At 69.2% G+C, this 13061-nt stretch carries 12 protein-coding genes and 1 pseudogene; 11 read left to right on the top strand and 2 right to left on the bottom strand.

Features of this window, described 5'->3' with window-relative positions; genetic code table 11:
* Positions 1-43: 43 nt before the first annotated feature.
* The 10 genes from ACAG26_RS05280 (at position 44) to ACAG26_RS05235 (ending at position 9407) form a co-directional block, all read left to right on the top strand.
* Positions 44-646 carry a TetR/AcrR family transcriptional regulator gene (locus ACAG26_RS05280; protein WP_370480243.1) on the top strand — a complete coding sequence of 201 codons (603 nt, stop codon included), beginning with the start codon at positions 44-46 and terminating at the stop codon, positions 644-646.
* The gene (locus ACAG26_RS05275) at positions 643-1839 is read left to right on the top strand and encodes a cytochrome P450 (protein WP_370480239.1); all 1197 of its coding nucleotides are present in this window, start codon (positions 643-645) and stop codon (positions 1837-1839) included. Before ACAG26_RS05280 ends, ACAG26_RS05275 begins: the two co-directional genes overlap by 4 nt.
* A complete protein-coding gene (locus ACAG26_RS05270; protein WP_370480237.1) occupies positions 1840-2658 on the top strand; it encodes an SDR family oxidoreductase in 819 nt (272 codons plus the stop codon). It abuts the gene before it with no gap.
* An 8-nt stretch (positions 2659-2666) separates the two neighbouring features.
* Positions 2667-4013: a cytochrome P450 gene (locus tag ACAG26_RS05265; RefSeq protein ID WP_370480393.1), complete on the top strand. Its 1347-nt coding sequence runs from the start codon at positions 2667-2669 to the stop codon at positions 4011-4013.
* Positions 4014-4027: 14 nt separating this feature from the next.
* A complete protein-coding gene (locus ACAG26_RS05260; protein WP_370480234.1) occupies positions 4028-4231 on the top strand; it encodes a ferredoxin in 204 nt (67 codons plus the stop codon).
* Between the two features lies 1 nt (position 4232).
* Complete coding sequence (locus tag ACAG26_RS05255) at positions 4233-4778, top strand: nuclear transport factor 2 family protein (RefSeq protein WP_370480232.1); 546 nt, start codon at positions 4233-4235, stop codon at positions 4776-4778.
* Positions 4779-4923: 145 nt separating this feature from the next.
* Entirely contained in the window at positions 4924-6051 is a 1128-nt protein-coding gene (locus ACAG26_RS05250) for an NDMA-dependent alcohol dehydrogenase (protein ID WP_370480229.1), read from the top strand.
* Between the two features lie 58 nt (positions 6052-6109).
* Complete coding sequence (locus tag ACAG26_RS05245) at positions 6110-8119, top strand: FAD-dependent oxidoreductase (protein ID WP_370480227.1); 2010 nt, start codon at positions 6110-6112, stop codon at positions 8117-8119.
* Positions 8120-8139: 20 nt separating this feature from the next.
* Positions 8140-8553, top strand: a complete 414-nt coding sequence (locus tag ACAG26_RS05240) for a ketosteroid isomerase family protein (RefSeq protein WP_370480225.1) — start codon at positions 8140-8142, stop codon at positions 8551-8553.
* Positions 8554-8579: 26 nt separating this feature from the next.
* On the top strand, positions 8580-9407 hold the full coding sequence (locus tag ACAG26_RS05235; RefSeq protein WP_370480392.1) for an SDR family NAD(P)-dependent oxidoreductase: 828 nt from the start codon (positions 8580-8582) through the stop codon (positions 9405-9407).
* A gap of 14 nt (positions 9408-9421) precedes the next feature.
* Here ACAG26_RS05235 and ACAG26_RS05230 read toward each other — a convergent pair.
* Positions 9422-11020: pseudogene (locus ACAG26_RS05230) on the bottom strand (FAD-dependent oxidoreductase).
* Between the two features lie 168 nt (positions 11021-11188).
* On the opposite strand from ACAG26_RS05230, the gene ACAG26_RS05225 reads away from it, so the two are divergent.
* A complete protein-coding gene (locus ACAG26_RS05225) occupies positions 11189-11593 on the top strand; it encodes an HIT family protein (protein WP_370480222.1) in 405 nt (134 codons plus the stop codon).
* 9 nt (positions 11594-11602) lie between these two features.
* On the opposite strand, the gene ACAG26_RS05220 is transcribed toward ACAG26_RS05225, so the two are convergent.
* A complete protein-coding gene (locus ACAG26_RS05220) occupies positions 11603-13036 on the bottom strand; it encodes a sensor histidine kinase (RefSeq protein WP_370480220.1) in 1434 nt (477 codons plus the stop codon).
* Between the last annotated feature and the right edge of the window lie 25 nt (positions 13037-13061).

Genomic DNA, 13061 nt, shown 5'->3' with positions numbered 1-13061 from the left:
GCCGGACTTGCCGGAGCGGACCGCCATCCGATAGCGTGGACACGTGTCCAGTGATGCAGTGGCCGCGGTCACAGCTGACGCCGCGCCGCGGAACCGCCGGCAGGAAGAGACCTTCCGCAAGGTGTTGACCGCCGGGGTGGAGATGCTGCGAGAAACCTCCTACGCCGAGCTGACCGTCCGCGCGGTCGCCGGCCGCGCCAAGGTGGCGCCGGCGACGGCCTACACCTACTTCTCGTCGAAAAACCACCTGATCGCCGAGGTCTACCTGGATCTGGTGCGCCAGGTCCCGTACTTCACCGATGTCAACGACCCGATGCCGACCCGGGTGGACCAGGCGCTGCGCGCCTTGACGTTGGTGGTCGCCGACGAGCCCGAGGTCGCCGCGGCCTGCACCACCGCGCTGCTGGGCGGCGGCGCCGACCCGGCGGTCCGCACGGTGCGTGACCAGATCGGGGCCGAAATCCATCGCCGGATCACCTCGGCGATGGGCCCGGACGCCGATCCGCGCACCGTGTCGGCGTTGGAGATGACGTTTTTCGGGGCGCTGGTCAACGCCGGCAGCGGCGCCTTCACCTACCACCAGATCGCCGACCGGTTGGCCTATGTGGTCGGCCTGATTCTGCAATCCCCCGGAGAGGACCGATGACGACCACCGAGGTGATCCTCGATCCCTACGACTACGACTTCCACGAGGACCCCTACCCGTACTACCGGCGGTTGCGCGACGAGGCGCCGCTGTACCGCAACGACGAGCGCAACTTCTGGGCGCTGTCCCGCCACGGTGACGTGCTGCGCGGCTTTCGCAACAGCACCGCACTGTCCAACAAGTACGGCGTCTCGCTGGATCCGGTGTCGCGCAACGCCGAAGCGCACCGGGTGATGTCGTTTCTGGCGATGGACGACCCCGGACACCTGCGGCTGCGCGCCCTGGTGTCCAAGGGGTTCACCCCGCGGCGCATCCGCGAACTGGAGCCGCGGGTGTTGGAGTTGACGCGCCAGCACCTCGACACCGCGCTGCAAGCCGACAGTTTCGACTTCGTCGCCGAGTTCGCCGGCAAGCTGCCGATGGACGTCATCTCCGAACTGATGGGGGTGCCCGAACCCGACCGCGCCCACATCCGCGAACTGGCCGACGGCGTGATGCACCGCGAAGATGGGCTGGCCGATGTGCCGCAGTCGGCGATGCAGGCCTCCGCCGACCTGATGCTCTACTACATCGACCTGATCAAGAAGTTCAAGAAGTCGCCCGACGACAATTTGACCTCGGCGCTGCTGGAGGCCGAGATCGACGGCGATCGGCTCACCGACGAGGAGATCCTGGGCTTCCTGTTCCTGATGGTGATCGCCGGCAACGAGACCACCACCAAACTGTTGGCCAACGCCGTCTACTGGGGCCACCAGAACCCCGACCAGCTGGCCCCGGTGTACGCCGACCACTCCCGGATCCCGCTGTGGGTGGAGGAGACGCTGCGCTACGACACCTCCAGCCAGATCCTGGCCCGCACGGTCGTGGGTGACCTCACCCTGTATGACACCACCATCCCCGACGGGGATGTGCTGCTGTTGCTGCCCGGCTCGGCTAACCGCGACGACCGGGTGTTCGACGACGCCGACGAGTACCGGATCGGTCGCGAGATCGGTTCCAAACTCGTCAGTTTCGGCAGCGGCGCCCATTTCTGTCTCGGCGCGCACCTGGCCCGTATGGAGGCCCGCGTCGCGCTGACCGAGCTGTTCGAACGAATCCGCGGTTATCAGGTGGACGAGGCCAACGCCGTCCGCGTCCACTCCAGCAATGTCCGCGGATTCGCCTACCTACCGATCACTGTGGAGACCGTATAGATGCCCCGCTTCGAACCCCACCCGGACCGTAGACCCGCGATCGTCGCCGGCGCCTCCTCGGGCATTGGCGCCGCCACCGCGCTGCAGCTCGCCGACCGCGGCTTCCCGGTGGCCCTGGGCGCGCGGCGCGTCGAGAAGTGCCAGGAGCTCGTCGATCAGATCCGCGGCCAGGGCGGTGAGGCGATCGCCCTGCCGCTCGACGTCACCGACACCGACTCGGTGAAAGGCTTCGTGCATCGGGCCACCGAGGAGCTCGGCGACATCGAGCTGCTGGTCGCCGGCGCCGGCGACACGTTCTTCGGTCGGCTGCACGAAATCGACACCGCCACTTTCGAATCGCAGATCCAGATTCACCTGATCGGGGCGAACCGGCTGGCCACCGCGGTGCTGCCGGGCATGGTGCAGCGGCAACGCGGGGACGTGATCTTCGTCGGGTCCGACGTCGCGCTGCGTCAGCGACCGCACATGGGCGCCTACGGCGCCGCCAAGGCCGCACTGGTCGCCATGGTCACCAACCTGCAGATGGAGCTGGAAGGCACCGGGGTCCGGGCCTCGATCGTGCACCCCGGCCCGACGAAGACCGGTATGGGTTGGAGCCTGCCGCCGGAATCGATCGGCCCGATGCTCGAAGACTGGGCGAAGTGGGGGCAGGCGCGGCACAGCTACTTCCTGCGCGCCGCCGACCTGGCGCGCTGCATCGCGTTTGTCGCCGAAACCCCGCGCGGCGGGTTCATCACCAGCATGGAAATCCAGCCCGAGGCGCCGCTGACCGGCGCCGCCAAAGAGCGTCAGCAGCTGAAGTATCCGGAGGAGTCGTGACCAGTCAGGTGAGGGAAGTGCCGCGGGTTTCCGGCGGCGAGGACGAACACGGCCACCTGGAGGAATTCCGCACCGACCCGATCGGGCTGATGCGGCGGGTGCGCACCGAATGCGGTGACGTGGGGTGGTTCCAGCTCGCCGGCAAGCATGTGATCCTGTTGTCGGGGGCCGAGGCCAACGAGTTCTTCTTCCGGTCGGCCGATGAGGATCTGGATCAGGCCGAGGCCTATCCGTTCATGACGCCGATCTTCGGTGAAGGGGTGGTGTTTGACGCCAGCCCGGAGCGACGCAAGGAAATGCTGCACAACGCGGCGCTGCGCGGCGAACAGATGAAGGGCCACGCCGTCACCATCGAGCACGAGGTGCGGCGGATGATCGAGAAGTGGGGCGACACGGGGGAAATCGATCTCCTCGACTTTTTCGCCGAGCTGACCATCTACACCTCGACGGCCTGCCTGATCGGCAAGAAGTTCCGCGAGGAGCTCGACTCCCGGTTCGCCGAGCTGTACCACGATCTGGAACGCGGCACCGACCCGCTGTGCTACGTGGACCCCTACCTGCCGATCGAAAGCTTCCGCCGCCGTGATGCGGCGCGGGAAGGCTTGGTGGCGTTGGTCCAAGAGATCATGACCAACCGGATCGCGCACCCGCCGGCCGATAAGAGCGACCGCGACATGCTCGACGTGCTGGTCTCGATCAAGGACGAGGACGGCAACCCGCGGTTCTCCGCCAGCGAGGTCACCGGCATGTTCATTTCGATGATGTTCGCCGGGCACCACACCAGTTCGGGCACGTCGGCGTGGACGCTGATCGAACTGCTGCGCCACCCCGAGGTGTACGCCGAGGTGACCCGCGAGCTCGACGAGCTGTACGCCGACGGTCAGGAAGTCAGTTTCCATGCGCTGCGCCAGATCCCGAAGCTGGAGAACGTGCTCAAGGAAACCCTGCGGCTGCACCCGCCGCTGATCATCCTGATGCGGGTGGCCAAGGGCGAGTTCGAGGTGTGTGGGCTGCCGATCCACCAGGGCGACCTGGTGGCCGCCTCCCCGGCGATCTCCAACCGGATCCCCGAGGACTTCCCGGACCCGGACGCGTTCGACCCGGACCGCTACGAGAAGCCGCGCCAGGAAGACCTGATCAACCGGTGGACCTGGATCCCGTTCGGCGCCGGCCGGCACCGCTGCGTGGGGGCGGCGTTCGCCACCATGCAGATCAAGGCGATCTTCTCGGTGCTGTTACGCGAGTACGAGTTTGAGATGGCCCAACCGTCGGACAGCTACCGCAACGACCACTCGAAGATGGTCGTCCAGTTGGAGCGGCCGGCGAAAGTCCGGTACCGCAAACGCGCATCGTAAGAGGGTGAACTGCCATGGGCTATCGGATTGAAGCCGACCTGGACCTGTGCCAGGGTCACGCGATGTGCGAGCTGGAGGCACCGGATTATTTCCGGGTGCCCAAACGCGGCCAGGTGGAGATCCTCAACCCCGAGCCGCCGGACGAGGCCCGGCCCGACATTGAGCGGGCCGTCGAGATGTGTCCCACCCAAGCGCTATTCATTCGAGAGGAAGACTGACATGGCATCGTTTCCGCGGGAGCAGCTGGAGGACTGGGTGCAGCGGTGGCTGGAGGCCAACCGGGAAGCCGAACGCACCGGTGACTGGCGCCCGCTCGCCGACTTCTACACCGACGACGCCACCTACGGCTGGAACATCGGGCCCAAGGAGGACGTGATGTGCGTCGGGATCGACGAGATCCGCGACATCGCGCTGGGCCAGGAAATGGAAGGCCTGGAGGGCTGGAAGTACCCGTACCAGAAGGTGATCATCGACGACAAGCAGGGCGAGATCGTCGGCTTCTGGAAGCAGGTCGCCACCGATTCCGACGGCGGCACCCAGGAGGTGTACGGGATCGGCGGCAGCTGGTTCCGGCTGGGCGCCGACGCCAAGATCTGCTGGCAGCGCGACTTCTTCGATTTCGGGCATGTCTCGACGCTGTACCTGGACCTGATCAAGGCGGGCAAGCTGTCGCCGGGTATGCAAAAGCGCATCGAACGCGGCATGTCCGGCGAGAAGGTCCCCGGCTACTTCCCGCTCGGCAAGTCGCCGGTACCGCTTTGGTAGGTCGCGGATATGGCCGAAGTCGCCCGCAACGCCGGCGCGCGCTATAAGCTCCCGCCCAGCATCGCGAAGATGCCATCCGCCGCTTGCCGGCCGGTCACCAAGCTCACCCCCGTAGCCACAGGTAGACGATGAAAGCAGGTTCACGGTGAAGACTAAGGGCGCATTGATCTGGGAGTTCAACCAGCCGTGGTCGATCGAGGAGATCGAGATCGGCGACCCGGTCAAAGACGAAGTCAAAATCCAGATGGAAGCGTCGGGGATGTGCCACTCCGATCACCACCTGGTCACCGGTGGCATCCCGATGGGCGGCTTCCCGGTGCTCGGCGGGCACGAGGGCGCCGGCATCGTCACCGAGGTCGGGCCGGGCGTGGAAGACCTCGCGGTCGGCGACCACGTGGTGTTGTCGTTCATCCCGTCCTGCGGCAAATGCCCGTCCTGTCAGGCCGGGCTGCGCAATCTGTGCGACCTGGGCGCCGGGCTGCTGCTGGGTGCCGCGGTCAGCGACGGCACCTTCCGCATCCAGGCCCGCGGCCAAAACGTGTTCCCGATGACGCTGCTGGGCACCTTCTCGCCGTACATGGTGGTGCACAAGAGTTCGGTGGTGAAGATCGACCCGTCGATCCCGTTCGAGGTGGCCTGCCTGGTGGGCTGCGGCGTGACCACCGGCTACGGGTCGGCGACCCGCACCGCCGACATCCGGCCCGGCGACGATGTCGCGGTGATCGGCATCGGCGGGGTGGGGATGGCGGCGCTGCAGGGCGCGGTCAACGCCGGCGCCCGCCGGGTTTTCGCCGTCGACCCGGTGGAGTGGAAACGCGATCAGGCGCTGAAGTTCGGCGCCACCCACGTCTACCCGGACATCGACGCCGCGCTGATGGGGATCGCCGAGGTCACCGCCGGGTTGATGGCCAAGAAGGTGATCGTCACCGTCGGCGAACTGCACGGCGCCGACGTGGACGCCTACGTGAACCTGACCGCCAAGGGCGGCACCTGCGTGCTCACCGCGATCGGCAGCCTGCTCGACACCCAGGTCAGCCTGAACCTGGCCATGCTGACCCTGATGCAAAAGAACCTGCAGGGCACCATCTTCGGCGGCGGCAACCCGCACTACGACATCCCGCAGCTGCTGTCGATGTACTCCGCCGGCAAACTCAACCTGGACGACATGATCACCCGCCAGTACAAGCTGGAGCAGATCAACGACGGCTACCAGGACATGCTGGACGGCAAAAACATCCGCGGGATCATCCGCTACACCGACGACGATCGCTGACCCCGATGCCGCCGACTGGCCAGTTATGAGCCCGCTTTTCGCGAGAAACGTGCCGTAAGTGGCCGCTCGGCGGGACAACTTCATCCACCTTCTGCAGCCCGGGCGCATCGGTGCCATGACCATCCGCAACCGGCTGGTCATGTCACCGATGGAAACCATGTACGGCACCCCCGACGGACTGCCGTCGCAGCGCACCCGGGACTACTTCGCCGCCCGCGCCCAGGGCGGCGTCGGCCTGATCACGGTGGGCGCCACCGGCATCGACCCGCGGCACCCGGAGACCCCGGGCGGTTTGCACCTGGGCACCGACGACGCGGTGGCCGCCCATCGGACGTTGGTGGAGGCGGTGCACGAGCACGGCGCCAGGATTCAGCCGCAGCTCGTGCACGCCGGACCCGACGGTCTGGGCCCGGAGCTGCATCGGGTGACCTCGTTGGGCCCGTCGGTGATCCCGTCCTACCTCACCGGACGCCCGTCGGCCGAGATCAGCAAAGCACAGCTGATCGAGGTGTTCGACCTGTTCAAGGCGGCGGCGCGGCGGGCCGCCGAAGCCGGCTACGACGGCCTCGAGCTGCACGCCGCGCACGGCTACATGTTCTTGGGGTCGTTCCTGGCCCCGCAGCGCAACCGCCGCACCGACGACTACCGCGGCGACTCGGTGCGCGGCCGGATCCGGGTGGTGCTGGAGGCGCTGGCCGCGATCCGCTCCGAGATCGGCGACGCGCTGCCGATCACGCTGCGCATCTCCGGCTATGAGCGGGTCGCCGGCGGCCGGCCGATCTATGAGACCGCGCAGGTGGCACCGCAACTGGTGGCCGCCGGGGTGGACGCCTTCCATGTCAGCGGCGGCGTGATCGACCGGCTGGTCACCCACATGGTCAACGGCGCCGACGACGGCGACGCCCTCAACGCGGGGGCGGCGGCCGCGGTCAAAGAGGTGGTCGACGTGCCGGTGATCGCGGTCGGTCGCATCCACGACCCGGTGCAAGCCGAGCGGATCCTGGCCGAGCACCGCGCCGACTTCATCGCGATGGGTCGCCCGCTGTTGGCCGATCCCGAGCTGCCGGCCAAACTCGCCGCCGGGCACGGCCACCGGGTGCGCCGCTGCATCTCCTGCGAAAACTGCATCGACGCGATGGAGCAACGGTTTTCGGTGGACTGCGCGGTCAACCCGCGCACCGGTAAGGAACGCGAGCTGGCGGTGCGGCCGGCGCGGCGACGCCACCGGGTCGCGGTGATCGGGGCCGGCCCGGCAGGTCTGGAAGCTGCCCGGGTGGCCGCGGCCCGCGGCCACCGGGTCACCCTGTTCGAACGGGCCGGCCAGCTCGGCGGCGCGCTGCTGTGGGCGTCGGTGCTGCACCCGGAGAACCAGCCGTTCCTGCGGTATCTGCGCGCCGAGATCGCCCGCAGCAGCGTGAAAGTCGTGCTGAACCACACCGTTTGCGTCGACGACCTCACCGCGCTGGCCCCCGACGGGGTCATCGTGGCCACCGGCGGCACCGTGGTGGTGCCGGACATCCCCGGCGCCGACCTGCCGCACGTGCGGACCGGCCCCGGGCTGCGCGGGATGTTCGCCGGGCACCGGCAACGACTGATCCGCCCCACGCTGCTGCGGGCCGCCAGCCGGGCCTGGCTGCCGGTGGGCGACCGGGTCGCCATCATCGGCGGCGACCTGGTGGCCCTGGAACTCGCCGAGTTCCTGGCCCGCCGCGGCCGGCGGGTCGCGATCCTGGAAGCCGGCAAAGACCTCGCCCCGGAGATCGGCAACAAGCGCAAGACCGAACACATGGATCGGCTGGACCGGCTCGGGGTCACCGTGCATGTGCGGGCCCGCGTCGAGCAGATCACCGCCGCGGCCGTGGAATTCACCCCGGCGGGCGGGGCGACTCGGGCGCTGCCGGCCGATAGTGTGGTGGTGGCCGGCGCCCTGCACGCCGACACCACGCTGTTCGACGCCGTGGCGGCGGCGCTGCCCACCGCCCAGGTGTCCGCGGCCGGGGATTGCACCGGCCTCGGGCTGATCCGCAAAGCGACCGAGGACGGCGCCCGCGCCGCCTGCGCGATCTGAGATACCCCAGGAGGAAACCCATGTCCGACGAATCACCGGCGCTGCACGCATCGCAGGCGTCGTGGCGCTGCGTGCAGGCCCACGACCGGGACGGCTGGCTCGCGCTGATGGCCGACGACGTCGTCATCGAAGACCCGATCGGCAAATCGGTCACCAACCCGGACGGCACCGGGGTGCGCGGCAAAGAGGCCGTCGCCGGGTTCTACGACACCAATATTGCGGCCAACCGGCTCACCATCACCTGCGAGGAGACCTTTCCGTCCAGCTCGCCGGCCGAGATCGCGCACATTCTGGTGCTGCACAGCCGCTTTGACGGCGGTGTCACCAGCACGGTGCGCGGCGTGTTCACCTACCGGGTCAACGACGCCGGGCTGATCACCAACATGCGCGGCTACTGGAACCTCGAGGCGATGACGTTCGGCAAGGACGAGTGAGCGCGCTGCTGGCCGACCGCGGTGCGGTGGTGGTCGGCGGGTCGCGCGGTATCGGCGCGGCGGTCGCCGCACTGCTGACCGCCCACGGCGCCGGCGTGGTGATCAACGGACGCGACCCCGACGCGGTCACCGCGGCCGCGCACCGCATCCCCGGCGCCGTCGCACACCCGGGGTCCCCGGCCGAGCCGGCGGTCGCCGACGCATTGATCGACGCGTGCATTGCCGAATTCGGCCGCGTCGACATCCTGGTGAACTGCGCGGGCACCGCCGAACCGCCCGGCTCGTCGATCCTGACCGTCACCAGCGGTCAGTTCCGCGAGCTGCTCGACGCGCACCTGGCCACGGTGTTCGAGACGTGTCGCGCCGCGGCGCCGAAGATGGTGGCTCAGGGCGGCGGTGCGATCGTCAACACCAGCTCGTTCGCGTTCCTCGGCGACTACGGCGGCACCGGGTATCCGGCCGGGAAGGGCGCGGTGAATGGGTTGACGCTGGCGATCGCCGCCGAGTTGAAGGAGCACCGGGTGCGGGCCAATGTGATCTGCCCGGGCGCCAAAACCCGGTTGTCCACCGGGACGGACTACGAACACCACATCGCCGAGCTGAACCGGCGCGGCCTGCTCGACGACGTCAGCATGGCCGGGGCACTGGACGCCGCCGCCCCCGACTACGTCGCGCCGATGTATGCGTATCTGGCCAGCGACCTCGCCGCGCAGGTGACCGGCCGAATCTTTGTCGCCGCGGGGGGATTCGTCGGCGAGTTCTCCCGGCCCGCACCCAGTCTGCTGGCCTACCGGGACCATCACGACTGCCCGCCGTGGTCGGTGCAGGAATTGCACGGGCTGCTCGGCGGCTAGCCCGGACGTGGACCCTACGCCGTCACCGCGCCGAGCACTTCGGCCACGGACACGAATTTCAGTCGGGGCCTGGACAGTTCGGCGCCGCGGCGACGTTCGGCGCGGTCGATGGCCTGCCAGTCCCGCCAGGTCAGTGGGCGGGCGCCGCGCTGGGTCAGCAGCTGCGACAGCTCGGCCGGATCGGGCAGCGCCCGAACCAGCGTGCCGTTGTCGAAGTCGGCGAACAGCGCCGCGACGGTCTGTTCGGCGCAGGTGCGGTTGGTGCCGATCACCCCGCGCGGCCCGCGTTTGATCCAGCCGGTGACGTAGACGCCGGGCACCGGGGCGGCGGCGCCGAGGACCCGTCCGTCGGCGTTGGGCACCACGCCGCGGCCCTCGTCGTGCGGCAGCCCCGGGACGGCGGCGCCGCGATAGCCGATGGAGCGCAACACCAGCGCCGTCTCGATCAGCTCCGGCTCGGCGGCGTCGCCCACCACCCGCAGTCCTTCGACCCGCTCGGCGCCGACGAATTCGCTGGGGGACACCCCAAACCGGAACACGATGCGGCGGTGGCCCGCAGTCGGTGCCCGCTCGGCGTAGTCGCGGGCGATCTCGAGTTTGACGGTGGTTTCGACGTCGTCGTCGGGTCGCGCGGTCAGGTCCGCGCCATCCAGGACGACGTCGACGCCGGGCAGGTGCCCCAGCGCCAGAAACTCCCCGACCGAGAACGCGCTGTCCCGGATGCCGCGCCGCCCCAGAATGACAACCTCGTCAATGCTGCTGTGCGCCAACGCCGTTAACGCGTGTGCGGCGATGTCCGTGGTGGCGAGCGCGTCGGTGCCCATCAGCAACACCCGGGCCACGTCCAGCGCCACGTTGCCGTTGCCCACGATGACGGCCCGCCGCCCCGCCAGGTCGAAGCGGTGGTCGGCGTGATCGGGGTGCCCGTTGTACCAGCCGACGAACTCGGCCGCCGGGTGGCTGCCCGGCAGCGTTTCACCGGGGATGCCGAGGTCGCGGCTGTCGGCGGCGCCCACGGCGTAGATGACCGCGTGGTGGTGGGCCAGCAGCTCGTCGTGGCTGAGCTGCTCCCCGACCTGCACGTTGAGGTAGCAGGTGGCCCGCCCCCCGCCGAAGGCGTGCTCGAAGGCACCGACCACCGACTTGGTGTTCTGGTGGTCGGGCGCCACCCCGGCCCGGATCAGGCCGAACGGTGTCGGCAACCGCTCGAACACGTTGACCTCGACACCGTCGACCGCCACCAGCTCCGCGGCCGCATAGCAGGCGGCTGGCCCGGCGCCCACGATCGCGACGCGCAGCGCCCCCGCCGGCACCGGGGGGTGCGGCCGCGGCGCCGGCACCGCGGCGGGCTGCAGCGGATGCCGCTGAAAGTAGGCGGCGTTGATCTCGGTGAAGCGCGCCAACTGCACCGGCAGGTCGTCCTCGTAATGGATCGCGTCGACCGGGCACTCCTCCATGCAGGCGCCGCAGTCGATGCAGGTCTCCGGGTCGATCTAGAGCTGCTCGGTGGCGGTGAACTCACCGGCCGCGGCGGCGGGCCGGATGCAGTCGACCGGGCAGACCGGGATGCAGCTGCCGTCCTTGCAGCAGTTCTGGGTGATGACGTATGCCACGGCTCATCCTCTCGGCGGACCAGGGTCGTCGCCACTTTACCTGGACAGGTGTCCATCGTGAAAATGCCATGATTGACGCCGTTCCTGGCATGCCGGGGCGTGCATGCCCAGAATGTTCCGGACAGGTGTCCAGTCCGCCGAGCGGCGCAGCCCATATGCTTGGAGCCCATGGCCACCGTCTTCACCAAAATCATCAATCGGGAACTGCCGGGCCGGTTCGTCTACGAGGACGACGACGTCGTCGCGTTTTTGACCATCGAGCCGATGACGCAGGGGCACACCCTGGTGGTGCCGCGCGCCGAGATCGATCAATGGCAAGACGTCGACGGCGCCGCGTTCGCTCGGGTGATGGCGGTGGCGCAGCGGATCGGCAAGGCGGTGTGCCGGGCGTTCGATACCGAGCGGGCCGGGGTCATCATCGCCGGGTTAGAGGTCCCGCACCTGCACGTGCACGTCTTCCCGACCCGCAGCCTGGGCGACTTCGGGTTCGCCAACGTCGACCGCAACCCGTCCCCGGAGTCACTCGACGAGGCGCAGGCCAAGATCACCGCGGCGCTAGCCGAGCTGCCCTGAGCCGGCGGCTCAGTCGATCTCGGCGGGCACGTCGGTGAACCGCGGCAGCGCCACCCGGAACCGGCAGCCCTGTCCGGGCGCGGTGGTGACGCTGACGTTGCCGCCGTGCGCGTGCACCAGCGAGTTGACGATCGACAGCCCCAGCCCGGTGCCGCCGCTGGCCCGCGCCCGGGACGAATCGGTGCGGTAGAACCGCTCGAACACCCGCTGCGCGTCGTGCTCGCTCATCCCCGGGCCCTCGTCGACGACCTCGAGCACGGCGTCGTCGTCGACGGTGCCCACCCGCACCGTGACGTCGGCGGTTTCCGGGGTGTGCTGCAACGCGTTGGCCATCAGGTTGCTCAGCACCTGGCGCAGCCGGGCGTCGTCGCCGAGCACCTCCGGGGTGCCGGGACCGTCGAACACGTCCAACGTGATGGTCCGCGCCGGGGCGATCGCCTGCGCGTCGTGCACGGCGTCGCTGGCCAGCGTCAGCAGGTCCACCTGGTGGCGTTCCAGCGGGCGCTGCGCATCCAACCGGGCCAGCACCAGCAGGTCTTCGACCAGCAGCCCCATCCGGCGGGATTCACTTTCGATCCGCGACATCAGCATCTCCACGTCGCGGGCGGCGCCCTGGCGGTACAGCTCGGCGAAGCCCCGGATGGTGGTCAGCGGGGTGCGCAGCTCGTGGCTGGCGTCGGTGATGAACCGGCGCATCCGCTCCTCGGAATTGCGGGCCTGCTCCGCGGAGGCCTCCGAGGCCGCCACCGCCCGCTGGATCTGCGCCAGCATGCCGTTGAGCGCCGACGACAGCCGGCCCACCTCGGTGCGGGAATCCCGTTCGGGCACACGACGGTCCAGCTGTCCGCCGGCGATCGCGGCGGCGGTCTGTTCGACTTCGACCAGCGGCCGCAGGCTGCGGTGCACCACCGCGTACCCGACGGCGCCGAGCACGATCAGCACCACCGCCGCGATCCCGGCCCGCGACCACTCCAAAAACCGCATGGTGGACTGCACGTCGGATAAATCGATGGCGACGGTGGTCAGCCCGCCGTGCGGGCCGCGCACCGACACCGCGCGCCACTGCACCCCGGAGCCGTCGACCGAGGGCACCGTGGTCGGGGTGGGCCCCACATCGTTGTCGGCGGGCAGCGCGGGTTCGGCGTTTTGATCGTTGACCACCGTCCAGGTGCGCCCGTCGGGGTCGACGTCGCGGACATAGAAGTTCGACGGGGGCCGTCCGGGGTTGGGGTCTTCCAGCGAGTCCGCCTGGACCTGCCGCGGGGCCTGCGCCCAGCCGCGGGAGGCGTCCATCAGCGACTGGTCGATCCGCCTGACCAGGCTGTGCCGCAGGATCGAGGTGACCGCCACCCCCTGCGCCAGCAAGCCGAACGCCACCAGGGCCAGGGTGGCGGCGACCAGGCTCACCCGCAGCGGCAGCGCTCCTCGAGCGTGTGTAACCATCCCCCTATTCTTCGCCACCGGGAGT

This window comes from Mycobacterium sp. pUA109, assembly GCF_041287095.1.
Classification (GTDB): Bacteria; Actinomycetota; Actinomycetes; order Mycobacteriales; family Mycobacteriaceae; genus Mycobacterium.
This window is presented reverse-complemented; position numbering and strand designations above follow the sequence as displayed.

What these genes read in the sequence shown, in the direction of transcription:
- ACAG26_RS05275 (WP_370480239.1), top strand. Translation starts at nt 643, where the DNA reads ATGACGACCACCGAGGTGATCCTCGATCCCTACGACTACGACTTCCAC.
- ACAG26_RS05270 (WP_370480237.1), top strand. Translation starts at nt 1,840, where the DNA reads ATGCCCCGCTTCGAACCCCACCCGGACCGTAGACCCGCGATCGTCGCC.
- ACAG26_RS05260 (WP_370480234.1), top strand. Translation starts at nt 4,028, where the DNA reads ATGGGCTATCGGATTGAAGCCGACCTGGACCTGTGCCAGGGTCACGCG.
- ACAG26_RS05255 (WP_370480232.1), top strand. Translation starts at nt 4,233, where the DNA reads ATGGCATCGTTTCCGCGGGAGCAGCTGGAGGACTGGGTGCAGCGGTGG.
- ACAG26_RS05240 (WP_370480225.1), top strand. Translation starts at nt 8,140, where the DNA reads ATGTCCGACGAATCACCGGCGCTGCACGCATCGCAGGCGTCGTGGCGC.
- ACAG26_RS05225 (WP_370480222.1), top strand. Translation starts at nt 11,189, where the DNA reads ATGGCCACCGTCTTCACCAAAATCATCAATCGGGAACTGCCGGGCCGG.
- ACAG26_RS05220 (WP_370480220.1), bottom strand. Translation starts at nt 13,036, where the DNA reads ATGGTTACACACGCTCGAGGAGCGCTGCCGCTGCGGGTGAGCCTGGTC.